This is a genomic window from Vibrio cortegadensis, from assembly GCF_024347395.1.
GTDB classification, from domain to species: Bacteria; Pseudomonadota; Gammaproteobacteria; order Enterobacterales; family Vibrionaceae; genus Vibrio; species Vibrio cortegadensis.
Genome location: NZ_AP025472.1, coordinates 2,761,303 through 2,787,490 on the forward strand (window position 1 = coordinate 2,761,303; position 26,188 = coordinate 2,787,490).

Annotated in this window: 9 protein-coding genes, 4 tRNA genes, 5 rRNA genes, 1 pseudogene and 1 riboswitch; of the genes and pseudogenes, 7 read left to right on the top strand and 12 right to left on the bottom strand. The window is 44.8% G+C overall.

The features are described 5' to 3' along the window. Positions 1-65: 65 nt before the first annotated feature. Positions 66-614, bottom strand: coding sequence for a single-stranded DNA-binding protein (locus OCV39_RS12845; RefSeq protein ID WP_017051191.1), 549 nt, complete (start codon positions 612-614; stop codon positions 66-68). Positions 615-887: 273 nt separating this feature from the next. Here OCV39_RS12845 and OCV39_RS12850 point away from each other — a divergent pair, with 273 nt between their 5' ends. From OCV39_RS12850 to OCV39_RS12865, 4 genes are all read left to right on the top strand, one after another. Next, positions 888-1,538, top strand: a complete 651-nt coding sequence (locus tag OCV39_RS12850) for a LuxR C-terminal-related transcriptional regulator (protein WP_136994211.1) — start codon at positions 888-890, stop codon at positions 1,536-1,538. A gap of 107 nt (positions 1,539-1,645) precedes the next feature. Next, positions 1,646-2,518, top strand: a complete 873-nt coding sequence (gene galU / locus OCV39_RS12855; RefSeq protein ID WP_113799620.1) for a UTP--glucose-1-phosphate uridylyltransferase GalU — start codon at positions 1,646-1,648, stop codon at positions 2,516-2,518. 140 nt (positions 2,519-2,658) lie between these two features. Then, complete coding sequence (uvrA, locus tag OCV39_RS12860) at positions 2,659-5,484, top strand: excinuclease ABC subunit UvrA (RefSeq protein ID WP_017052830.1); 2,826 nt, start codon at positions 2,659-2,661, stop codon at positions 5,482-5,484. Positions 5,485-5,575: 91 nt separating this feature from the next. Next, entirely contained in the window at positions 5,576-7,342 is a 1,767-nt protein-coding gene (locus OCV39_RS12865; protein WP_261888589.1) for a PglL family O-oligosaccharyltransferase, read from the top strand. A gap of 57 nt (positions 7,343-7,399) precedes the next feature. Here OCV39_RS12865 and OCV39_RS12870 read toward each other — a convergent pair whose 3' ends face one another. Further along, positions 7,400-8,518: a pyridoxal-phosphate-dependent aminotransferase family protein gene (locus OCV39_RS12870; protein WP_261888590.1), complete on the bottom strand. Its 1,119-nt coding sequence runs from the start codon at positions 8,516-8,518 to the stop codon at positions 7,400-7,402. 165 nt (positions 8,519-8,683) lie between these two features. Next, a riboswitch (Lysine riboswitch) is annotated at positions 8,684-8,860 on the top strand. Positions 8,861-8,959: 99 nt separating this feature from the next. Between OCV39_RS12870 and lysC the strand changes: the two genes are divergently transcribed. Then, positions 8,960-10,333, top strand: a complete 1,374-nt coding sequence (gene lysC, locus OCV39_RS12875; RefSeq protein ID WP_261889520.1) for a lysine-sensitive aspartokinase 3 — start codon at positions 8,960-8,962, stop codon at positions 10,331-10,333. A gap of 63 nt (positions 10,334-10,396) precedes the next feature. Here the strand turns inward: lysC and metH are convergent, their stop codons facing one another. After that, positions 10,397-14,074: a methionine synthase gene (gene metH, locus OCV39_RS12880; RefSeq protein ID WP_113799628.1), complete on the bottom strand. Its 3,678-nt coding sequence runs from the start codon at positions 14,072-14,074 to the stop codon at positions 10,397-10,399. Positions 14,075-14,264: 190 nt separating this feature from the next. Between metH and OCV39_RS12885 the strand changes: the two genes are divergently transcribed. Together OCV39_RS12885 and OCV39_RS12890 are read left to right on the top strand one after the other, a co-directional pair. Beyond that, positions 14,265-15,545, top strand: coding sequence for a cation:proton antiporter (locus OCV39_RS12885; RefSeq protein ID WP_261888591.1), 1,281 nt, complete (start codon positions 14,265-14,267; stop codon positions 15,543-15,545). 219 nt (positions 15,546-15,764) lie between these two features. Further along, positions 15,765-16,772 (top strand): annotated as a pseudogene (locus OCV39_RS12890) (IS630 family transposase). Positions 16,773-16,850: 78 nt separating this feature from the next. Here OCV39_RS12890 and OCV39_RS12895 read toward each other — a convergent pair. From OCV39_RS12895 to OCV39_RS12935, 9 genes are all read right to left on the bottom strand, one after another. After that, a tRNA-Asp gene (locus OCV39_RS12895) sits at positions 16,851-16,927 on the bottom strand. A gap of 67 nt (positions 16,928-16,994) precedes the next feature. Beyond that, positions 16,995-17,110 (bottom strand): 5S ribosomal RNA (gene rrf, locus OCV39_RS12900). Between the two features lie 130 nt (positions 17,111-17,240). Further along, positions 17,241-20,131 (bottom strand): 23S ribosomal RNA (locus tag OCV39_RS12905). Positions 20,132-20,478: 347 nt separating this feature from the next. Continuing rightward, positions 20,479-20,554, bottom strand: a tRNA-Val gene (locus tag OCV39_RS12910). 32 nt (positions 20,555-20,586) lie between these two features. After that, positions 20,587-20,662, bottom strand: a tRNA-Lys gene (locus tag OCV39_RS12915). 2 nt (positions 20,663-20,664) lie between these two features. Next, positions 20,665-20,740 (bottom strand) — tRNA-Glu (locus OCV39_RS12920). A 93-nt stretch (positions 20,741-20,833) separates the two neighbouring features. After that, positions 20,834-22,378, bottom strand: a 16S ribosomal RNA gene (locus tag OCV39_RS12925). 414 nt (positions 22,379-22,792) lie between these two features. Then, positions 22,793-22,908: ribosomal RNA gene (gene rrf, locus OCV39_RS12930) — 5S ribosomal RNA — on the bottom strand. Between the two features lie 130 nt (positions 22,909-23,038). Further along, positions 23,039-25,929, bottom strand: a 23S ribosomal RNA gene (locus OCV39_RS12935). Together the 16S, 23S and 5S rRNA genes with 4 tRNA genes alongside form the textbook arrangement of a ribosomal RNA operon. Positions 25,930-26,188 lie beyond the last annotated feature (259 nt).

Consider the following 26,188-nt stretch of genomic DNA (forward strand, 5'->3'; position numbering starts at 1 on the left):
CGGTTTTTTATTTCATAAATGCAGGTGAACCCACTTTATCTAATACGATTTAGCGTCCGTTCTGTTTAGAACGGAATGTCGTCATCGAAATCCATTGGTGGCTCATTGTACTGAGGCTGAGCTTGTTGTGGCGCTTGCTGCGGTGCACGTTGCTGTTGTGCTTGTGGAGCTTGCTGCTGCGGTGCCTGTTGTTGAGGTTGCTGAGGCTGTCCCCATCCACCTTGTTGTTGCTGACCACCTTGTGCAGGAGCGCCACCTTGACCACGGCCACCAAGCATTTGCATTACGCCGTTAAAGCCCTGTACAACTACTTCTGTTGTGTAGCGGTCTTGTCCACTTTGATCTTGCCATTTACGAGTCTGTAATTGACCTTCAATGTAAACCTGTGAGCCTTTACGTAAGTACTCACCTGCTACTTCCGCAAGCTTTCCAAATAATGCAACACGGTGCCATTCTGTTTTTTCACGCGGCTCGCCTGTTGCTTTATCACGCCATGATTCAGACGTTGCAATGGTGATATTCGCTACTGCACTACCATTTGGCATATAACGAATTTCAGGGTCATTACCTAGGTTGCCCACTAAGATTACTTTGTTTACTCCACGGCTGGCCATGTTTTGCTCCGTCTAGATTCATACGTATTAAAAATTCAGCCCACAAGAATAACACGCTTTACCCCTAGGACAAATCTCAAAGCTTAAACTTCCCGGTTTGATTTGATTTTGCCGCCATCAAGTCGCTGAGTTTCGGAGCAATCTTACTTTTTTGCCTGCTAACAAATCGCTTAGTTACTTATCAATTTGAAGCCTAACGCAAACCAGAATATAAGCAATAGAACACATAAATCAAAGGTGCCACTGTTTAAACAAGTCAACAGGAGGCTCCCTATGAAAAATACCAGCTACACCAGAACGATCTACTTCCTATGCCTTGAGCCAACACTTATTCATCCAGATGTTGACCTCATAGCACAGAAGTTGAGGTTGACGATCCCACGAATCTCCCCCATTGAGCTTATGGAAGCTTTTCAAAGCCATAAACATAAGATTCTATTATTGGATTATCAAACCCATCGTCAAATTACCCAACAAGTTCAGGGTTTACCATTAACCAACAAGAATTTCGAAACTATTTTGATTAATGTTGAGAAACGCTTAACGACCGATGAGCTGCTCACTTTTGGCAGCCTTAAGGGCGTGTTCTATAAAAATGATGATCCTAAAATAATAGCCCAAGGCCTTGGCGAAATTATCAATGGTCAAAATTGGTTACCAAGAAAAGTGAGCAGTCAACTTCTACACTACTATCGCCATATGGTTCATTCTCACACCACTCCAGTCTCTGTCGATCTAACGTTAAGAGAGCTTCAAATTCTACGTTGCTTACAGTCTGGTTCATCAAATACTCAAATTGCAGATGACCTTTTTATTAGTGAATACACCGTAAAGTCACACGTTTATCAAATATTTAAAAAGCTCTCGGTTAGAAATAGAGTCCAAGCTATAGCCTGGGCCAACCAAAATCTTTTATCATGCTAAAGATTCTCACTTATGAGTTAGCAAATTCTAGATAGCGTCATATTTCAGATATCAATTCATGCTACAGTTGGCCAAAATATATAATCTTACAGATAAAGGGTTTTACCATGATCAAGAAATGCCTATTTCCGGCAGCGGGTTACGGCACTCGTTTTTTACCTGCAACAAAATCAATGCCTAAAGAGATGATGCCAGTGGTCAATAAACCACTCATTGAGTATGGCGTTGAAGAAGCAATACAAGCAGGAATGACGGGGATGTGTATTGTTACAGGACGTGGCAAGCACTCGATCATGGATCATTTTGATAAAAACTATGAATTAGAGCATCAGATTAGCGGCACTAACAAAGAAGAGCTGTTAATTAATATTCGTGAGACGATCGAATCTGCAAACTTCACTTACATCCGTCAGCGTGAAATGAAAGGCTTAGGACATGCAATTCTGACTGGCCGTGAGTTAGTCGGCGATGAACCTTTTGCTGTCGTGCTTGCTGATGATCTCTGTGTAAATGAAGATCAAGGTGTGTTAGCTCAAATGGTTGCGCTATATAAGCAGTTCCGTTGCTCTATCGTTGCCGTCCAAGAAGTGCCAGAAGATGAAACACACAAGTATGGTGTGATCTCAGGTGAAATGATCAAAGATGATCTTTTCCGTGTTGATGATATGGTTGAAAAACCAGAACAAGGCACCGCACCAAGCAACCTAGCAATTATTGGCCGCTACATCTTAACTCCAGATATTTTCGAATTGATTGAGCAAACCGAACCAGGTAAAGGCGGCGAAATTCAAATCACCGACGCTCTACTTAAGCAAGCGAAAGCTGGATGCGTACTTGCCTACAAATTCAAAGGTAAACGATTTGATTGCGGTAGTGTAGAAGGCTATATTGAAGCAACCAACTACTGTTTTGAACATCAATATAAGAAAGACATTCAAAAAGTAGAGCTGGATAAACACTCGACGAAAAAAGAAGATTAACCTCTCCATTTGATTCTAAATAATGCGGCTTTTATGCCGCATTATTTGTTTTTAGATACTGTTTTTTTATCCAGTAAAACTTTGCACAAATCTCACACTATGTAATACTTGCTTCACTTGGTATTACATGAGCATTCAAGATGGACAAAATTGAAATTCGAGGCGCCCGCACTCATAACCTTAAAGATATTAATCTTACTATTCCGCGAGATAAGTTAATCGTAATTACTGGGTTATCAGGATCGGGTAAATCGTCACTCGCTTTTGATACCTTGTATGCGGAAGGTCAGCGACGCTATGTTGAATCTTTGTCTGCGTACGCTCGCCAATTTCTCTCTTTGATGGAAAAACCGGATGTCGATCATATTGAGGGCTTATCTCCTGCCATCTCTATCGAGCAGAAATCCACCAGCCATAATCCTCGTTCAACTGTCGGTACCATTACCGAAGTATATGACTACTTACGTCTTCTATACGCTCGTGTTGGTGAACCTCGCTGTCCGGAACACAAAACACCTCTTGCCGCACAAACCATCAGTCAGATGGTTGATAAGGTTTTAGAGCTTCCATCAGGATCAAAAATGATGCTGCTTGCTCCTATCATTAAGGAACGAAAAGGCGAGCATGTAAAAACATTGGAAAACTTAGCTGCTCAAGGATTTATTCGTGCTCGTATCGATGGTGAAACTTGTGATCTTACCGATCCTCCAACGCTGGAACTCCATAAAAAGCATACGATTGAAGTGGTCGTTGATCGCTTTAAAGTTCGTGATGATCTTAAGCAACGTTTAGCGGAATCTTTCGAAACAGCATTGGAGCTTTCTGGCGGTATTGTTGCCGTGTCTTGGATGGATGACGATACTCAAGAAGATATTGTTTTCTCTGCTAACTTTGCCTGCTCTCAATGCGGTTATAGCATGCAAGAGCTTGAACCCCGCTTATTCTCTTTTAATAACCCCGCAGGGGCATGTGCGACTTGTGACGGATTAGGCGTACAACAATATTTTGATCCTAGCAGGGTGATCTTAGATGACAGCTTAAGTATTGCCGAAGGTGCGATAAAAGGTTGGGATCAGAAAAACTATTACTACTTCCAAATGCTGAACTCTCTCGCAGAACACTTTGGCTTTGATCTCTTTGCTCCATTTAAAAGCCTGCCAAAGAAAACTCGCGATATTATTTTGTCAGGTTCCGGTCGCACTGAAGTCGAGTTTAAGTACATCAACGATCGAGGCGATATTCGAGTAAAACGCCATCCTTTTGAAGGCATACTCAATACACTTGAGCGCCGATATCGCGATACTGAATCCAACTCTGTCCGTGAAGATCTCGCGAAGTATATCTCCACCAAGTCATGCTCAAGCTGTCATGGCACTCGCTTAAGAGTTGAAGCGCGTAATGTATTCTTAAATGATACTCCCCTGCCAGAAATCGTAGAGATGAGTATCAGCGAAGCGATGGATTTTTTCCAAAACCTTTCACTCACTGGTCAACGAGCTCAAATTGCAGATAAGGTAATGAAAGAGATCAACGACCGCCTGCATTTCTTAGTCAATGTCGGTTTAAATTATCTGAACCTTTCCCGTAGCTCTGAAACTCTATCAGGTGGTGAAGCACAGCGGATTCGTCTTGCAAGTCAAATTGGTGCCGGATTAATGGGCGTCATGTATGTTCTCGATGAGCCTTCTATTGGGCTACATCAACGAGACAATGAACGTCTGTTAAAAACTCTGGTTCACTTACGAGATCTAGGTAATACCGTGATTGTGGTTGAGCATGATGAAGATGCAATTAGATGCGCTGATCATGTCATTGATATCGGCCCTGGTGCTGGTGTTCATGGCGGACAAGTGGTTGCAGAAGGCACGATGGATGAGATCATTGCCAACCCAAATTCTCTCACAGGCCAATATCTCAGTGGTGTTAAAGAGATCCCTATACCAGTAGAAAGAACACCAATGGATCCTAAGAAAACCGTTCAACTTTTAGGGGCTACGGGGAACAATCTAAAATCTGTCGATCTCTCCATCCCAGTTGGCTTATTCACTTGTATTACTGGTGTTTCAGGTTCAGGTAAATCAACGCTAATCAATGATACTTTCTTTAAAATCGCCCACACGCAATTAAATGGCGCAACAACGGCTGTTCCATCGCCTTATAAGAAAATAGTAGGGCTGGAACACTTCGACAAAGTCATCGATATTGATCAAAGCCCGATAGGAAGAACGCCTCGATCTAACCCTGCGACTTATACGGGGATCTTTACCCCAATTCGAGAACTGTTTGCAGGGACTCAAGAATCACGTTCGCGAGGATATAAGCCCGGACGATTCAGTTTTAATGTTCGCGGTGGTCGCTGCGAAGCATGTCAGGGCGATGGTGTTATCAAAGTCGAGATGCACTTTTTACCTGATGTCTATGTTCCTTGTGATATATGCAGCGGTAAACGCTATAACCGAGAAACTCTGGAAGTTAGATATAAAGGAAAGAGCATCGATGAAGTGCTCAATATGACTGTTGAAGATTCACGCGAGTTCTTTGAACCCGTACCCGTTATTGCTCGTAAACTGCAAACGCTGATGGATGTTGGCTTGTCTTACATTCGATTAGGCCAAGCAGCAACGACACTGTCAGGCGGTGAAGCACAGCGTATCAAGCTAGCACGTGAACTTTCTAAACGAGATACAGGCAAAACACTCTATATTCTTGATGAGCCAACAACAGGCCTTCATTTTCATGATATTCAACAACTATTGACCGTTTTACATCGCCTTAGAGATCGAGGTAATACGGTAGTTGTCATTGAGCATAACTTAGATGTGGTAAAAACTGCTGACTGGGTTGTCGATCTTGGACCTGAAGGCGGCCAAGGCGGTGGAGAAATTGTTGCAGAAGGCACGCCTGAAAATGTCGCCCTAGTCGAAGGTTCACACACTGCACGCTTTCTTAAGCCTATGTTGAAATAGAAAAAAACGGTAAAGTAAGAGCAATAGTCGCTTATCTTAATAATAAGTAAGCGACGGTTGGTTTCTTCTTATTGATTGGAATAAAAGCATTATGGCCACATTGCATGTAGGCGGAACACAATTAGAAACGAAAATGGTCAATGCTCCTTTGAACCGCGTCTTCACACTCTCCCTAGGTGTCGTTTTCTTATTGGCAATGCACTTTTTCATGCCAAATCCTGGCGGTTCGGGATTAGCACTCTCTTTCAACCCGACTACATGGATGGCGTTTAGTTTCAGCGTCGCTATTGGGCTCTATCAACTTGCGACCAATCGAGTCCTAAGGTATTCAAAGCTAACCATTGGCTTGTTTGTTTGCTGCATTCTGCTAACCGTGCCTATCTTTTATCTCAATGCGAATATTGAAAGTGTTAGTAATCGCTTACTTGGCCTTTGGGCTGGCTTCATATTTTTTGTGATCTTACAGCAATTCATGTTTAGTAATCGTCATAAACAGCGACTGCTCTGGCTTATCGTTCTTGCTATCGTGATCCAATCTATTTTTGGGTTATACCAATACCTTCTGTTAGAACCGGGGAATATCTTTGGTTATAACACTCTATCGAATCGTCCATATGGTATTTTCCAACAACCTAATGTTATGGCCAGTTTTCTGGCTACAGGGCTGATTCTATCTGGTTACCTTATTACTACGCAGCCGCACAAGTACAACAAAAAACTGAATGAAGTCGCTCTGCTTTATATTGTTCCTGCTTTAACCGTTCCTCTACTCATTGCGCTGGCGTCAAGAACTGGTTGGTTAGGCGCAATTTTCGGAACGATATGTATTCTGCCCTACCTTTACCGCTTCTCCACATTAAAACGCTGCGTTGGTTGGTGCATATCCGTATTGATTGGTCTCGCTCTCGGTGTAATGCTCATTCAATCGGAAGGCACGGACGATTTTGTCACCGCGAAAGCAGATTTAGAAACACCAAGAACTTATACGTTTCCACAAGCACTCGATATGGTGATAGAGAAGCCATTCACTGGTTACGGCTATGGTAAGTTTGAATCTCAATATATTTTGTATACCGCAAGGCAGCATCAATTAAACAAAGGTTATGCTCCTGGTCTGCCAGCGATGGATCACCCTCATAATGAACTATTATTATGGGGTGTCGAAGGTGGCGTTGTTCCAGTTATTGGTATTTTACTTGCCGCAATGCTTGTGTTGTCACGAATTTATACGGCAAAACGAGGCACAAGGCTGGCACTGTTCGCACTATTTACTCCCATTGTATTGCACTCCCAGCTAGAATATCCGTTTTACCATTCAGCCGCGCATTGGCTGATTTTCATTATTCTCATTTTTTGGGTTGATCAACGCGTATCCAAATATAAAACTCAGTCCTTTTCAGTAATCAGTAAAACATTATTCAGAGTCTTGAGCTTGGTTATCCCAATTCTGACCAGTTTTTATATGCTCAGTGCTTTGCACACTAACTACATACTGACTCAATTTGAACGTTCAGCTCCCAAAGATCCTGATATTTTAAAGCAAGTCACAAACCCCGTAGTTTGGAAGGACCGTTTTGATTGGGATGTTTACAGCACTTATCTCAATATTGGGTTATACACAGAAGATTCAGCTTTGATAAAACCATATGTATCTTGGTCTTTAGATATTATTAAAACCAAGCCGCGTCCAGCTTTCTACAGCAATCTTATTTTGGCTTATCAGGGGCTTAGCGACCCAAGTAGAGCTGAGCAAGTCAGGGCCGAAGCTCGTTTCTTGTTTCCAAATAAAGACTTCTCGAAGGTTCAATACACTCCGCCATCGTCAGCCGTCTCTCAATCTCCTGCAGCGAAACAATAGACACAAAAATGGCGAGTTAATAGCTCGCCATTTTAAATCGCACTAACTCAATACAGCTTAAGTCAGCGACTCTTCTAACGCTCGTAAGCATAACGACACATTTTCATTGCGTGCTGCATAACCCATCAAACCAATTCGCCAAGCTTTACCCGCCAAAGCGCCAAGGCCAGCACCAATCTCAAGGTTATACTCATTCAATAAATGCCCTCGAACCGCCGCTTCATCAATACCTTCAGGGATAAACACGGCATTAAGCTGAGGTAATCTGCTCGCTTCATCAACCACAAAGGTGAAACCCAGTCGCTCAAGGCCACTTTTCAGTTTTTCATGCATCTGTTTATGACGCTTCCAAGCCTGTTCAAGCCCTTCATTTTGGAGTAACACTAACGCTTCATGTAGTGCATACAAACTGTTGACAGGTGCCGTGTGGTGATAGCTACGTTTTCCTTCTCCGCTCCAATAGCCCAACACTAAACTTTGATCAAGAAACCAACTCTGAATCGGCGTTGATCTCGATTCAATTTTTTCAATGGCTTTAGCAGAGAAAGTCAGAGGGGATAGACCAGGAACACAAGACAGACACTTTTGGCTTCCTGAATAAACCGCGTCTAACTGCCATTCATCCACCAGCAAAGGCACGCCACCTAAAGAGGTAACAGCATCGACAATCGTTAAAGCACCGTAATCTTTTGCTAACTTACCTAACGCTTGAGCATTACTCAATGCTCCTGTGGACGTTTCTGCATGGACAAAAGCGAGGATCTTCGTATCCGGGTTTTCAACTAATGCCTGCTCAACTTTACCAATGGAGACGGGTTTACCCCATTCATCGTCCACTAGGACTACTTCACCACCACAACGGATCACATTTTCACGCATTCGTTCGCCAAACACTCCATTGCGGCAAACAATCACTTTATCGCCTGGCTCAATGAGGTTAACAAAGCAAGCTTCCATGCCCGCACTGCCTGGAGCTGAAACAGCAATAGTGAACTCATTTTCAGTCTGAAATGCATACTTTAGTAGTTGTTTAAGTTCATCCATCATTTGAATAAAAAGTGGGTCAAGATGACCAACAGTTGGACGACTAAGCGCTTGTAAGACCTGCGGTGAGATATCCGATGGTCCCGGCCCCATCAATGTTCGATGTGGTGGAAAAAAACTTTGAATTGGCATAAACGCTCCTTGCGAATGGCTATATGAGTGAATAGGTTAATCGAATTTTCAGCGAACAACAATTCGACTCAAGTATGAGGTCAAACCAGTGTCACAAAAATGTTAAATTTATTTTATGCATAGTAATTGACTTTTCTTCCCTAAAAACGTTCAATGTCTAAGCTATCTAGCAGAAGAGGAGCATTGCCCAGGCAGATGTTTTGTGGAGCCTCAACTCCAATACAAACCATTCATGGGGAGCAATGCCGAGGTAATTCAAAGTTGTGGCTTTGAGTTGTCGGTTGAACGGGCTGAATCCCTTCGACTGTCATCAGTTCTATCTGATGAGGAGCTTCTGAGGTGTTCTATTCTATTATTGCCTCTGCTCAATTCTCTCTTCAAACATTGGATGTTGGATTACCAATCCGTAATTATTTATCAGGAAGTCGTGGGAGATATATCGTGAGCACATTGAATGTAGCTGGTTCCTTTAACGTTGCAAAATTTGGCGGGACAAGTGTCGCTAACTTTGAAGCAATGAGCCGTTGTGCTGCAGTTGTAGAAAACAACCCAAACACTAAACTCATCGTCAGCAGTGCGTGTTCTGGCGTGACTAATCTATTAGTTGAATTAGCGAATGGCGTTACCGAATCAACACGTCGCCAAGAGTTGATTAATAAGATTGATAAGATTCACCAAGCAATACTTGAGCAATTGACTGATGCTCAGTCTATTAAACAATCAATCGATGTCATATTGAGTGATGTTGCAAGTTTGGCTGAAGAATCGGCATCTCAGCCCTCCGCGAGACTCACCGATAATCTTGTTGCTTGTGGCGAGTTAATGTCGACGCACATTTTGACTCAACTAATGCGAGAGCGTGGAATTCATGCGGTAAGGTTTGATATTCGCGAAATACTAAAAACTGATAGTGCGTTTGGAAAAGCAGAACCTCAATTAGACATCATTTCCTCACTTGCAAGTAAGAAGCTCTCTCCTCTTTGCCAAGAACATGTTGTTGTCACTCAAGGCTTCATTGGATCTGATTCAAACGGCCAAACTACTACACTTGGAAGAGGAGGCAGTGATTATAGTGCCGCACTTATTGCTGAAGCAGTTTCAGCATCAGGTTTAGAAATTTGGACAGATGTCCCAGGTATCTACACTACAGATCCTCGTATTGCGCAAAAAGCCTCCCCAATTCCAGAAATTAGTTTTAGTGAAGCCTCTGAAATGGCCAATTTTGGGGCCAAGATCCTCCACCCTTCAACTTTATTACCTGCATTGCGACACCAGATCCCCGTTTTTGTTGGATCCTCAAAAGAACCAGAGAAAGGAGGGACATGGATTCGTCAAGAGGTCGCCAGCGCACCTCTTTTTAGGGCTCTCGCGTTACGCTGCAATCAAACCATGGTGACACTGCGCAGCCCAAACATGTTTCATGCTTACGGCTTTTTGGCCGATGTTTTCCAGATTCTAGCTAAGCATAAAATCTCTGTTGATTTAATCACCACATCTGAAGTAAGTGTCTCTCTCACTCTTGATCAAACAGATACCGCAGGCGGAGCACCTCAATTACCAAGCATTGTAAAACAAGAACTTGAAGCACTGTGCACCGTCGATGTCGAGCACAACCTCTGCCTTGTTGCTCTTATTGGTAATAACATGAGTGAAAGTAAAGGATACGCGAAACAGGTATTCAGCACGCTGGAAGATTTTAATTTACGCATGATTTGTTACGGTGCCAGCCCGCATAATCTATGCTTCTTACTCCACGAGTCGGTTGCCAAAAGCGCCATTCAAAAACTCCATCAAGAGTTATTTGAAGAGTCATAATTAATACGACCACGAACAAAAATGCCCGCTGATGATCAGCGGGCATTTTATTAAGACACTTTTCTAATTGATATTAGGCCCAAGCCATTTTTCGGCTTCCAACTTATCCCACCCTTTACGATCGGCATAGCTTTCCACTTGATCTTGTTGGATCTGCGCAATCGCAAAATAGCGAGAATCAGGGTGTGAGAAATACATTCCCGAAACCGACGCGCCCGGCCACATTGCATAGCTAGACGTCAATGACATACCAATCGCTTCTTCTACATTCATCAACGTCCATAATGTCCCTTTTTCTGTATGTTCAGGACATGCTGGATAACCAGGAGCAGGTCGGATGCCTTGGTATTTTTCACGGATCAATTCATCATTCGATAAATTCTCATCAACCGCATAACCCCAAATATCCTTACGTACTTTCTCATGCAAATATTCAGCGAAAGCTTCAGCTAAACGGTCAGCCACAGCTTGAATCATAATGGCATTATAATCATCACCTTTAGCTTTATAATCGTCAGCCAGTTCACGTTCCCCAATGCCACCCGTCACCGCAAAGCCACCAATCCAATCCGCTTTACCACTCGATTTTGGTGCAATGTAATCTGACAGGCAGTAGTTAAATCCTTTCGGTTTAGCCGTCTGTTGACGTAAGTTATGCAAGATATCTAAGACTTCAGTGCGTGATTCATTTGAATACACTTCAATGTCATCATCAACACTATTTGCAGGGAAAAGTGCACACATACCACGAACTTTGAGCAATCCTTCTCGTTCTACCCGATCAAGTAACTCATTCGCGTCTTGATACAAGCGCTTCGCTTCTTCACCAACTTCTTCATGATCAAGAATTGCAGGATATTTCCCCATCAATGACCACGTCATAAAAAATGGCGTCCAGTCGATGTAATCTTTCAGTGTGGCAATGTCCACATCATCAAAAATATGGACTCCCGGTTTTTTAGGTGCTGGCGGTGTATAAGCTTGCCAATCAATCTCAACTCGATTCGCTCTTGCTTCTTCAAGTGTAATAGGTTTCGTTCGTGGTGTTTTGCGATTATGCTGGTCTCGAACTCGGTCATAATCTAGATCAAGCTTTTCAATGAAGGCTGGTTTTAGTTCATTAGAGAGTAAAGAGGTACAAACCCCAACCGCACGAGAAGCGTTGTTGACATAGACAACTGGCTGATTGTAGTTCTGTTCAATTTTAACTGCGGTGTGTGCTTTTGACGTTGTCGCACCGCCAATCAATAGTGGCAAATCAAATCCCTGTCGTTCCATCTCTTTTGCCACATGTACCATCTCATCAAGCGAAGGCGTTATCAAACCTGATAATCCGATGATATCGACATTCTCTTCTTTGGCGACCTTCAGTATTTTTTCGCAAGGAACCATTACTCCTAAATCGATAATTTCATAGTTATTACACTGCAGCACGACCCCTACAATGTTTTTACCGATATCGTGAACATCTCCTTTTACAGTTGCGAGAAGAATTTTACCATTCGTGCTTCCCGCTTCTTTTGATGCATTGATAAAAGGCTCTAAGTGAGCAACGGCTTGCTTCATCACTCGGGCTGACTTAACCACTTGAGGCAAGAACATTTTCCCTTCACCAAAGAGGTCACCAACCACGTTCATCCCATCCATTAATGGGCCTTCTATCACTTCAATAGGACGACTCGCATTTGTTCGGGCTTCTTCAGTATCTTCGACAATAAAATCAGTGATCCCCTTGACTAAAGAGTGTTCTAAACGTTTCTCTACAGGCCAAGTTCGCCATTCAAGTGCTGACTTATCTTCAACTTTTCCTACAGCCCGCTCCAAGTATTCTGTCGCAATATCTAATAGACGCTCTGTCGAATCATCTCTTCTATTTAGGACTACATCTTCAACTGCTTCGCGTAAATCTTCAGGGACATTGTCGTAAATCTCAAGCTGGCCTGCGTTAACAATTCCCATATCCATACCATTTTTAAAACAGTGATATAGAAATACAGCATGGATAGCTTCACGAACGTAATTATTACCGCGAAATGAAAATGAGACGTTTGAAACACCACCAGAGATCATGGCATGAGGAAGTGTTCGTTTGATATCACCGACCGCTTCAATGAAATCGACCGCATAGTTATTATGCTCATCAATCCCTGTCGCAACGGCAAAGATATTGGGATCGAATATAATGTCTTCAGGTGGAAAGCCAACCTCATCGACAAGAATGTTATAGGCGTTAGTACAAATTTCTATTTTACGTTCACGTGTATCGGCCTGCCCAACTTCATCAAATGCCATAACAATCACAGCAGCACCATAGCGACGAACGAGCTTGGCTTGCTCTACAAACTTTTCTTTGCCCTCTTTAAGAGAGATCGAGTTAACAATACCTTTACCCTGAATGCATTTAAGTCCGGCTTCAATCACTTCCCATTTAGAGGAATCAACCATCACTGGGACTTTGGATATCTCGGGCTCAGAAGCACATAAATTAAGGAAGCGAACCATACACGCTTCGGCATCAAGCATTCCTTCATCCATGTTGATATCGATAATTTGGGCACCATTTTCAACTTGTTCCTGCGCAACACTTAGAGCTTCATCATAAAGTTCTTCTTTAATCAGACGTTTAAAGCGAGCAGAACCCGTCACATTGGTACGCTCACCAACGTTAACAAACAATGATTCTTTGGAAATAGTTAAAGGTTCTAAACCAGAAAGTCGACAAGCAATAGGAAGCTCTGGCAAAGCTCTTGGCGTAATATTTTCCACAGCCTGAGCCATCTGACGAATATGTTCAGGCGTTGTGCCACAACAGCCACCAATAAGGTTCAAAAATCCACTTTGAGCCCATTCTTTGACATGTTCAGCCATGTCTTCTGGTGACAAATCATATTCGCCAAATGCATTAGGGAGGCCTGCGTTAGGGTGAGCAGAAACACTACATTCAGAAATACGCGACAATTCATCAACATAAGGGCGAAGTTCATCTGGCCCCAAAGCACAGTTCAAACCGAACGATATAGGTCGTACATGCCTTAGTGCGTTGTAAAAAGCTTCTGTAGTTTGTCCTGATAAAGTACGCCCAGATGCATCTGTTATAGTTCCTGAGATCATGACAGGAAGCGAATAACCTAACTCATCAAAAACCGTTTCAACCGCGAATGCACATGCTTTAGCATTCAGAGTATCAAATATAGTTTCAATCAGGATGAGATCGCTCCCTCCCTCAATCAAGGCAAGCGTCGATTCAGAGTAAGCTTCTACTAATTCATCAAAAGAAACATTTCGGTAGCCAGGATCGTTCACATCTGGCGAAATGGAACAAGTTCGGTTAGTTGGACCTAATACACCTGCCACGTATCGCGGCTTATCAGGTGTCTTTTTAGTCCATTCGTCAGCTGCAGTTCGAGCGAGTTTAGCCGCAGCAAAGTTAATATCTCGACTCAGCGATTCCATGTCATAGTCAGCCATGGCAATGGTCGTCGCATTAAAGGTATTAGTTTCTAAAATATCAGCACCCGCTTCTAGGTACTGATGATGTATCTCACTAATAATTTGAGGTTGGCTAAGTACTAATAGGTCATTATTTCCTTTCAGATCGCAATGCCACTCAGAAAAACGCTCCCCTCGATACTCCTGTTCTTCGAGTTTGTAGCCCTGGATCATAGTTCCCATGCCACCATCAATAAGCAAAATCCTCTGCTTAAGTTGAGCTTCTATCTGTTTTCTTATATTGCTTCCCACAATACCACCTCATTCCTTTAGTTGTTCTAACATCCTATCACAGAAAAAGTAGAAATCTAGACGTCTATAACTCCTTTATTCTTGTTCAGAAGAAACTAATAACTTCACAGAGCATTAACAAAAACTGTTTGCTATTTGGGCTTTATCCGCTGAAAATATTATTCATATTTTGTTACAAATAGGTCCGTGAATGTCTGTCTATTACACTCTTTGCTTTTTATCCGCTGCTGCGATGATGATTGCTTTTATAAACAGCAAGATAGGAAAGATGCAAACCACCATTGCCATAACAGCTGGCGCTCTAATGTTATCTTTGCTTATCATTATTGCAGGACAAAATGATTGGTTTCAATTAACAGAAGTCGCCACAGATACGATGGCAACCATCAACTTTGAAGATTTCCTACTTAAGGGCATTTTAGGCTTTCTATTATTTGCAGGAGGTTTGGGGATAAAACTTCCGAATCTAAAAGATCAAAAGTGGGAAATCACGACATTAGCGTTAGGTGCTACATTATTCTCCACATTTTTCATTGGCTTCATTCTATATACATTCTGTCAACTCATTGGAATTGATTTTGACTTAGTCTACTGCCTCTTGTTTGGATCACTAATCTCTCCAACCGACCCTATCGCTGTGTTAGCTATAGTGAAAAAGCTTGATGCGCCAAAGCGGATATCAACTCAGATCGAGGGCGAATCGCTGTTCAATGATGGCTTTGGCTTGGTTATTTTTGTCACTTTATTCACTATTGCTTTTGGCACAGAACAACCAACAGCTAGAAGTGTCACCATGCTGTTTATCCAAGAAGGGCTGGGTGGCATAATCTACGGTTTCGCCTTAGGTCTTCTTTTTCACTACCTCATCAGTTCTACTAATGATCATTCTATGGAGCTGCTACTGACTATAGGCATCCCAACGGCTGGCTATGTATTTGCCGATGTTATTCACGTTTCAGGGCCGCTTGCTATGGTTGTCTCCGGAATTATGATCGGCAACTGGACTCGCTACATTGGTTTTTCGAAAGAGAGTGAAGAACATCTCGATCACTTTTGGGAACTCGTCGATGAGTTTTTAAACGGCGTGTTATTTCTATTAATTGGTATGTCGATGCTACTTTTTGAGTTTCACCAAGAGGATTGGCTCTTAATGATATTCGCTATCCCTCTTGTTCTTGTCAGTCGTTATTTGAGTGTGTGGATATCATACTTAGGCTTTCGTCGCTTTCGAACTTACAATCGATGGTCGATAAAAATACTGACTTGGGGTGGACTCAGAGGAGGGCTTGCGCTTGCAATGGCACTATCCATTCCATCGGGCGTAATGGTCATTCCAGATAAAATGATAGATGTTAAAGAGATTCTACTTGTCATGACATATGCCGTTGTCGTTTTCTCAATTCTAATTCAGGGATCAACGATTACACCACTAATAGAGAAAGCGAAAAAAGAAGAGAAAAATAACGTGTAATGATTATGCAATGGAGATTGGATCTTTTGTAAAAAACCATGTTCGTGAATAAATTTAAACACTCCACTACATTCACTAATTGTAATTTATTCTCTAATTAAGGCTACCAGACTATTGTAATAACGATTAATGGATAGCCTTGATAATACTGATTTCAAAACTTGTAATATCAATTCCGTTAATTTTATGACCTAATAAAGACTCGTAAAAGGAGTCCTTATGAAGCATGACTTTCCGAGTTTGATTAATTCCACAACCAATGCTCGACTTAGAATGCGTTATTTAGCCGTTTCTCATTTTGTTGACGGTAAAAGTCGCACTAAAATAGCTAAGTACCTTAAAGTTAGCAGAGTAAGCGTCAATAAATAGGTCAAAGCATATCTTGATAATGGTCTTGAAGGACTTCAAGAGAAACCACATTCTGGTAGACCCCGTCGCCTAACTGATGAGCAGAAATCACAAGTCAAAGAATATATTATCGAGCACGCAGCTAATGAAAGTGGCGGCCGCCTTCAAGCGAGAGACATTGGGCTTTATATAGAAAGCCATTTCGATACATCATATAAAAAGTCGGCGCTCTATCAGTTATTACATGACATTGGTCTGAGTAGGATCACTACTCGTTCTAAACATCCTAAGCAGTCAATTGAAGCCCAAGCAGCTTTTGAAAAAATTCCCAATCGAAATGTTCCTTAAAATCCTTAAGATCCTTGGTCATGTCCCCTTAAAAGATGTTCAAATATGGTTTCAAGACGAGGCTAGATTTGGTCAACGTAATATAACAACGCGAATATGGGCAGAGAAAGGTACGCGCCCCAGAGTAGTACAACAACAGTAATTCGAGTATGCATACCTATTCGGTGCAATATGTGTTACGACACGATAGTGGTTCCTCTGAACAATGAAAGAGCAACTCAGATTGATTTCTCAAGCCACACAGGTTGGCAAGCATGCCGTTGTTATCATGAACCAAGCGAGTTAGCATCAGAGCTATCTTGCAGATGAATTTGAGAGCCTCACCGTCATCCATATCCCACCTTATTCTCCCGAGCTTAACCCTATAGAACAGGTATGGAGTTGGCTCCGTCAAAATGAAGTAGCAAATAGGTGCTTCGAAAACTATGACGATATCGTAGAGACATTATGTGGAGCGTGGCATCGTTTTGTGAAGATAAAAGCAGAGTCATCTCACTCTGCTTTAGAGATTGGTTAAATCTGACCACTTAATTAACCGAATTGGTATTATTTTCTCAAATGGCAAACGTAAAAAAGCCCTAATCTTTCGATTAGGGCTTTTAAAATAAGTGGCGGAGTGGACGGGACTCGAACCCGCGACCCCCGGCGTGACAGGCCGGTATTCTAACCAACTGAACTACCACTCCGCAGTGGTCAACTCACTATGTGAGCGTCCATATCTCCAGGTCGGTCAACCTACAGATTTAATTTAAAGCCTGGCGATGTCCTACTCTCACATGGGGAAGCCCCACACTACCATCGGCGCTACTGCGTTTCACTTCTGAGTTCGGTATGGAGTCAGGTGGGTCCGCAACGCTATGGTCGCCAAGCAAATTCTTTTTCTACTTTCAGCTTTTAAAAAAGCTAAAGGTAAAATAATTCGGAAAGCTGTTTTAGTTCTCTAAACTCATTCAAGTTTGTCTGTATATATCGAGTCCATCAAAACCCCTTGGGTGTTGTATGGTTAAGCCTCACGGGCAATTAGTACAGGTTAGCTCAATGCCTCGCAGCACTTACACACCCTGCCTATCAACGTTCTAGTCTTGAACAACCCTTTAGGGCACTTAAAGTGCCAGGGAAGACTCATCTCAGGGCTCGCTTCGCGCTTAGATGCTTTCAGCGCTTATCGATTCCGAACTTAGCTACCGGGCAATGCCACTGGCGTGACAACCCGAACACCAGAGGTTCGTCCACTCCGGTCCTCTCGTACTAGGAGCAGCCCCCTTCAATCTTCCAACGCCCACGGCAGATAGGGACCGAACTGTCTCACGACGTTCTAAACCCAGCTCGCGTACCACTTTAAATGGCGAACAGCCATACCCTTGGGACCGACTTCAGCCCCAGGATGTGATGAGCCGACATCGAGGTGCCAAACACCGCCGTCGATATGAACTCTTGGGCGGTATCAGCCTGTTATCCCCGGAGTACCTTTTATCCGTTGAGCGATGGCCCTTCCATTCAGAACCACCGGATCACTATGACCTACTTTCGTACCTGCTCGAATTGTCATTCTCGCAGTCAAGCGGGCTTATGCCATTGCACTAACCACACGATGTCCAACCGTGTTTAGCCCACCTTCGTGCTCCTCCGTTACTCTTTGGGAGGAGACCGCCCCAGTCAAACTACCCACCAGGCACTGTCCGCAATCCCGATAAGGGACCTACGTTAGAACATCAAGCATACAAGGGTGGTATTTCAAGGTTGACTCCACCGCATCTGGCGACGCGGTTTCAAAGTCTCCCACCTATCCTACACATGTAGGGTCAATGTTCAGTGCCAAGCTGTAGTAAAGGTTCACGGGGTCTTTCCGTCTAGCCGCGGGTACACTGCATCTTCACAGCGATTTCAATTTCACTGAGTCTCGGGTGGAGACAGCGTGGCCATCATTACGCCATTCGTGCAGGTCGGAACTTACCCGACAAGGAATTTCGCTACCTTAGGACCGTTATAGTTACGGCCGCCGTTTACCGGGGCTTCGATCAAGAGCTTCGACCGAAGTCTAACCCCATCAATTAACCTTCCGGCACCGGGCAGGCGTCACACCGTATACGTCATCTTACGATTTTGCACAGTGCTGTGTTTTTAATAAACAGTTGCAGCCACCTGGTATCTGCGACTCCTAGTAGCTCCATCCGCAAGGGACTTCACCGCCAAGAGCGTACCTTCTCCCGAAGTTACGGTACCATTTTGCCTAGTTCCTTCACCCGAGTTCTCTCAAGCGCCTTGGTATTCTCTACCCGACCACCTGTGTCGGTTTGGGGTACGATTTCTTATAATCTGAAGCTTAGAGGCTTTTCCTGGAAGTATGGCATCAATGACTTCACACCCGTAGGTGCTCGACATCGTGTCTCAGCCTAACAAGAGTCCGGATTTACCTAAACTCTTAGCCTACGCACTTGAACCTGGACAACCGTCGCCAGGCCCACCTAGCCTTCTCCGTCCCCCCATCGCAATTATAAGAAGTACGGGAATATTAACCCGTTTCCCATCGACTACGCTTTTCAGCCTCGCCTTAGGGGTCGACTTACCCTGCCCCGATTAACGTTGGACAGGAACCCTTGGTCTTCCGGCGTGGGAGTTTTTCACTCCCATTATCGTTACTCATGTCAGCATTCGCACTTCTGATACGTCCAGCAGCCCTTACGAACCACCTTCAACCGCTTACAGAACGCTCCCCTACCCCACACACCTAAGTGTGCAGCCGCAGCTTCGGTTTATTACTTAGCCCCGTTACATCTTCCGCGCAGGCCGACTCGACCAGTGAGCTATTACGCTTTCTTTAAATGATGGCTGCTTCTAAGCCAACATCCTGGCTGTCTGAGCCTTCCCACATCGTTTCCCACTTAGTAATAATTTGGGACCTTAGCTGGCGGTCTGGGTTGTTTCCCTCTTCACGACGGACGTTAGCACCCGCCGTGTGTCTCCCGGATAGTACTTACTGGTATTCGGAGTTTGCAAAGGGTTGGTAAGTCGGGATGACCCCCTAGCCTTAACAGTGCTCTACCCCCAGTAGTATTCGTCCGAGGCTCTACCTAAATAGATTTCGGGGAGAACCAGCTATCTCCGAGTTTGATTGGCCTTTCACCCCTAGCCACAAGTCATCCGCTAATTTTTCAACATTAGTCGGTTCGGTCCTCCAGTTGATGTTACTCAACCTTCAACCTGCCCATGGCTAGATCACTCGGTTTCGGGTCTATATCCAGAGACTGTGTCGCCCAGTTAAGACTCGGTTTCCCTACGGCTCCCCTAAACGGTTAACCTTGCCACTGAATATAAGTCGCTGACCCATTATACAAAAGGTACGCAGTCACACCACGAAGGTGCTCCTACTGCTTGTACGTACACGGTTTCAGGTTCTATTTCACTCCCCTCACAGGGGTTCTTTTCGCCTTTCCCTCACGGTACTGGTTCACTATCGGTCAGTCAGTAGTATTTAGCCTTGGAGGATGGTCCCCCCATATTCAGACAGGATATCACGTGTCCCGCCCTACTCGATTTCACTGATTATGATGCGTCGGTTACGGGGCTATCACCCTTTGCTGCGACACTTTCCAGAGTCTTCACCTGCATCATTAAAAGCTTAAGGGCTAATCCAATTTCGCTCGCCGCTACTTTCGGAATCTCGGTTGATTTCTCTTCCTTCGGGTACTTAGATGTTTCAGTTCCCCGAGTTCGCCTCGTTACGCTATGTATTCACGTAACGATACTAGCTTATGCTAGTGGGTTTCCCCATTCGGAAATCCCAGACTCAAAAGACTTTTACTGTCTAATCTGGGCTTATCGCAAGTTAATACGTCCTTCATCGCCTCTGACTGCCAAGGCATCCACCGTGTACGCTTAGTCACTTAACCATACAACCCGAAAGGGTCTTGTGTATGGCAACTAACCAAGGTTTTTGGTTGTCATTAAGAAGGGTTAATTCTCAATGACTGTTTGCCGGACTCAATAATGGAACAATGTAAACATTGTTCCGAATACAAGACACTTGAATGTGTTTGTGTGTTTATCAATGAAGATAAACATTGAGAACTTTTAAATTTGATTTGAGTTACTCGTAAGTAATCAAATCAGTCAGCTTTCCAAATTGTTAAAGAGCAACATCTAACTTAATAGACATTTTCTAAAGACTTTATCGTCAGAAAATCCAACCAACTTCTCGCGAACTGGTTTGGATAACATAAACAAAATACTTAGAGAATGGTGGGCGATACCGGGCTCGAACCAGTGACCCCCTGCTTGTAAGGCAGGTGCTCTCCCAACTGAGCTAATCGCCCACATTAAGTTTTAATTCTTCAGTGGAGAAGAATGGTGGGTCGTGCAGGATTCGAACCTGCGACCAATTGATTAAAAGTCAACTGCTCTACCAACTGAGCTAACGACCCAATGGTATCCCGTAGGGGAGTCGAACCCCTGTTACCGCCGTGAAAGGGCGGTGTCCTAGGCCTCTAGACGAACGGGACACTGGATATTGAAGAACTTGGGAGTTCTTCGTCTCTTTTACTTTTTAAACCTAATCAATCTGTGTGGGTACTCATCGTGAAAATCTTCGTATATAAGGAGGTGATCCAGCCCCAGGTTCCCCTAGGGCTACCTTGTTACGACTTCACCCCAGTCATGAACCACAAAGTGGTGAGCGTCCTCCCCGAAAGGTTAAACTACCCACTTCTTTTGCAGCCCACTCCCATGGTGTGACGGGCGGTGTGTACAAGGCCCGGGAACGTATTCACCGTAGCATTCTGATCTACGATTACTAGCGATTCCGACTTCATGGAGTCGAGTTGCAGACTCCAATCCGGACTACGACGCACTTTTTGGGATTCGCTCACTATCGCTAGCTTGCTGCCCTCTGTATGCGCCATTGTAGCACGTGTGTAGCCCTACTCGTAAGGGCCATGATGACTTGACGTCGTCCCCACCTTCCTCCGGTTTATCACCGGCAGTCTCCCTGGAGTTCCCGACATTACTCGCTGGCAAACAAGGATAAGGGTTGCGCTCGTTGCGGGACTTAACCCAACATTTCACAACACGAGCTGACGACAGCCATGCAGCACCTGTCTCAGAGTTCCCGAAGGCACACCTGCGTCTCCGCTGGCTTCTCTGGATGTCAAGAGTAGGTAAGGTTCTTCGCGTTGCATCGAATTAAACCACATGCTCCACCGCTTGTGCGGGCCCCCGTCAATTCATTTGAGTTTTAATCTTGCGACCGTACTCCCCAGGCGGTCTACTTAACGCGTTAGCTCCGAAAGCCACGGCTCAAGGCCACAACCTCCAAGTAGACATCGTTTACGGCGTGGACTACCAGGGTATCTAATCCTGTTTGCTCCCCACGCTTTCGCATCTGAGTGTCAGTATCTGTCCAGGGGGCCGCCTTCGCCACTGGTATTCCTTCAGATCTCTACGCATTTCACCGCTACACCTGAAATTCTACCCCCCTCTACAGTACTCTAGTCCGCCAGTTTCAAATGCAGTTCCGAGGTTGAGCCCCGGGCTTTCACATCTGACTTAACGAACCACCTGCATGCGCTTTACGCCCAGTAATTCCGATTAACGCTCGCACCCTCCGTATTACCGCGGCTGCTGGCACGGAGTTAGCCGGTGCTTCTTCTGTCGCTAACGTCAAATGATGCTGCTATTAACAACACCACCTTCCTCACGACTGAAAGTACTTTACAACCCGAAGGCCTTCTTCATACACGCGGCATGGCTGCATCAGGCTTGCGCCCATTGTGCAATATTCCCCACTGCTGCCTCCCGTAGGAGTCTGGACCGTGTCTCAGTTCCAGTGTGGCTGATCATCCTCTCAGACCAGCTAGGGATCGTCGCCTTGGTGAGCCATTACCTCACCAACTAGCTAATCCCACCTAGGCATATCCTGACGCGAGAGGCCCGAAGGTCCCCCTCTTTGGCCCGAAGGCATTATGCGGTATTAGCCATCGTTTCCAATGGTTATCCCCCACATCAGGGCAATTTCCTAGGCATTACTCACCCGTCCGCCGCTCGTCAGCGAAGTAGCAAGCTACTTCCTGTTACCGCTCGACTTGCATGTGTTAGGCCTGCCGCCAGCGTTCAATCTGAGCCATGATCAAACTCTTCAATTAAAGTTTTTTGCATCCTAAGATGCGGCTCAATGAATACTGACTTCAAAACTAATATTTACCGAAGTAAACATGTAATTCTAAAGCTATTATCATTCCAACAGAATGATAATGAATTGACTGTGCCAAGTTCTAAGAACTTGTATTGGTCACTCAGTTCATTGATATCTTTTGTTTCGACAAAGCGAAACTAATGATTATCATCAACGAGTGCCCACACAGATTGATAGGTCTAAATTGTTAAAGAGCTTTGCTTTCAGTGCCTTAGCACCTAAGCAGGAGGCGTATAATACGCTTTCTACTTTGAAAGTCAACATAATATTCTAAGTAATCACTTAAAAAACTATGTTGACTCATCTCAGCGAGATAAGTCGAACTTTTTGTCTTCACTTTTTAAAAAAGTGAAAATAAATAGGAGCCTGGCGATGTCCTACTCTCACATGGGGAAGCCCCACACTACCATCGGCGCTACTGCGTTTCACTTCTGAGTTCGGCATGGAGTCAGGTGGGTCCGCAACGCTATGGTCGCCAAGCAAATTCTTTTTCTACTTTCAGCTTTTAAAAAAGCTAAAGGTAAAATAATTCGGAAAGCTGTTTTAGTTCTCTAAACTCATTCAAGTTTGTCTGTATATATCGAGTCCATCAAAACCCCTTGGGTGTTGTATGGTTAAGCCTCACGGGCAATTAGTACAGGTTAGCTCAATGCCTCGCAGCACTTACACACCCTGCCTATCAACGTTCTAGTCTTGAACAACCCTTTAGGGCACTTAAAGTGCCAGGGAAGACTCATCTCAGGGCTCGCTTCGCGCTTAGATGCTTTCAGCGCTTATCGATTCCGAACTTAGCTACCGGGCAATGCCACTGGCGTGACAACCCGAACACCAGAGGTTCGTCCACTCCGGTCCTCTCGTACTAGGAGCAGCCCCCTTCAATCTTCCAACGCCCACGGCAGATAGGGACCGAACTGTCTCACGACGTTCTAAACCCAGCTCGCGTACCACTTTAAATGGCGAACAGCCATACCCTTGGGACCGACTTCAGCCCCAGGATGTGATGAGCCGACATCGAGGTGCCAAACACCGCCGTCGATATGAACTCTTGGGCGGTATCAGCCTGTTATCCCCGGAGTACCTTTTATCCGTTGAGCGATGGCCCTTCCATTCAGAACCACCGGATCACTATGACCTACTTTCGTACCTGCTCGAATTGTCATTCTCGCAGTCAAGCGGGCTTATGCCATTGCACTAACCACACGATGTCCAACCGTGTTTAGCCCACCTTCGTGCTCCTCCGTTACTCTTTGGGAGGAGACCGCCCCAGTCAAACTACCCACCAGGCACTGTCCGCAATCCCGATAAGGGACCTACGTTAGAACATCAAGCATACAAGGGTGGTATTTCAAGGTTGACTCCACCGCATCTGGCGACGCGGTTTCAAAGTCTCCCACCTATCCTACACATGTAGGGTCAATGTTCAGTGCCAAGCTGTAGTAAAGGTTCACGGGGTCTTTCCGTCTAGCCGCGGGTACACTGCATCTTCACAGCGATTTCAATTTCACTGAGTCTCGGGTGGAGACAGCGTGGCCATCATTACGCCATTCGTGCAGGTCGGAACTTACCCGACAAGGAATTTCGCTACCTTAGGACCGTTATAGTTACGGCCGCCGTTTACCGGGGCTTCGATCAAGAGCTTCGACCGAAGTCTAACCCCATCAATTAACCTTCCGGCACCGGGCAGGCGTCACACCGTATACGTCATCTTACGATTTTGCACAGTGCTGTGTTTTTAATAAACAGTTGCAGCCACCTGGTATCTGCGACTCCTAGTAGCTCCATCCGCAAGGGACTTCACCGCCAAGAGCGTACCTTCTCCCGAAGTTACGGTACCATTTTGCCTAGTTCCTTCACCCGAGTTCTCTCAAGCGCCTTGGTATTCTCTACCCGACCACCTGTGTCGGTTTGGGGTACGATTTCTTATAATCTGAAGCTTAGAGGCTTTTCCTGGAAGTATGGCATCAATGACTTCACACCCGTAGGTGCTCGACATCGTGTCTCAGCCTAACAAGAGTCCGGATTTACCTAAACTCTTAGCCTACGCACTTGAACCTGGACAACCGTCGCCAGGCCCACCTAGCCTTCTCCGTCCCCCCATCGCAATTATAAGAAGTACGGGAATATTAACCCGTTTCCCATCGACTACGCTTTTCAGCCTCGCCTTAGGGGTCGACTTACCCTGCCCCGATTAACGTTGGACAGGAACCCTTGGTCTTCCGGCGTGGGAGTTTTTCACTCCCATTATCGTTACTCATGTCAGCATTCGCACTTCTGATACGTCCAGCAGCCCTTACGAACCACCTTCAACCGCTTACAGAACGCTCCCCTACCCCACACACCTAAGTGTGCAGCCGCAGCTTCGGTTTATTACTTAGCCCCGTTACATCTTCCGCGCAGGCCGACTCGACCAGTGAGCTATTACGCTTTCTTTAAATGATGGCTGCTTCTAAGCCAACATCCTGGCTGTCTGAGCCTTCCCACATCGTTTCCCACTTAGTAATAATTTGGGACCTTAGCTGGCGGTCTGGGTTGTTTCCCTCTTCACGACGGACGTTAGCACCCGCCGTGTGTCTCCCGGATAGTACTTACTGGTATTCGGAGTTTGCAAAGGGTTGGTAAGTCGGGATGACCCCCTAGCCTTAACAGTGCTCTACCCCCAGTAGTATTCGTCCGAGGCTCTACCTAAATAGATTTCGGGGAGAACCAGCTATCTCCGAGTTTGATTGGCCTTTCACCCCTAGCCACAAGTCATCCGCTAATTTTTCAACATTAGTCGGTTCGGTCCTCCAGTTGATGTTACTCAACCTTCAACCTGCCCATGGCTAGATCACTCGGTTTCGGGTCTATATCCAGAGACTGTGTCGCCCAGTTAAGACTCGGTTTCCCTACGGCTCCCCTAAACGGTTAACCTTGCCACTGAATATAAGTCGCTGACCCATTATACAAAAGGTACGCAGTCACACCACGAAGGTGCTCCTACTGCTTGTACGTACACGGTTTCAGGTTCTATTTCACTCCCCTCACAGGGGTTCTTTTCGCCTTTCCCTCACGGTACTGGTTCACTATCGGTCAGTCAGTAGTATTTAGCCTTGGAGGATGGTCCCCCCATATTCAGACAGGATATCACGTGTCCCGCCCTACTCGATTTCACTGATTATGATGCGTCGGTTACGGGGCTATCACCCTTTGCTGCGACACTTTCCAGAGTCTTCACCTGCATCATTAAAAGCTTAAGGGCTAATCCAATTTCGCTCGCCGCTACTTTCGGAATCTCGGTTGATTTCTCTTCCTTCGGGTACTTAGATGTTTCAGTTCCCCGAGTTCGCCTCGTTACGCTATGTATTCACGTAACGATACTAGCTTATGCTAGTGGGTTTCCCCATTCGGAAATCCCAGACTCAAAAGACTTTTACTGTCTAATCTGGGCTTATCGCAAGTTAATACGTCCTTCATCGCCTCTGACTGCCAAGGCATCCACCGTGTACGCTTAGTCACTTAACCATACAACCCGAAAGGGTCTTGTGTATGGCAACTAACCAAGGTTTTTGGTTGTCATTAAGAAGGGTTAATTCTCAATGACTGTTTGCCGGACTCAATAATGGAACAATGTAAACATTGTTCCGAATACAAGACACTTGAATGTGTTTGTGTGTTTATCAATGAAGATAAACATTGAGAACTTTTAAATTTGATTTGAGTTACTCGTAAGTAATCAAATCAGTCAGCTTTCCAAATTGTTAAAGAGCATAAAGCACAAAAG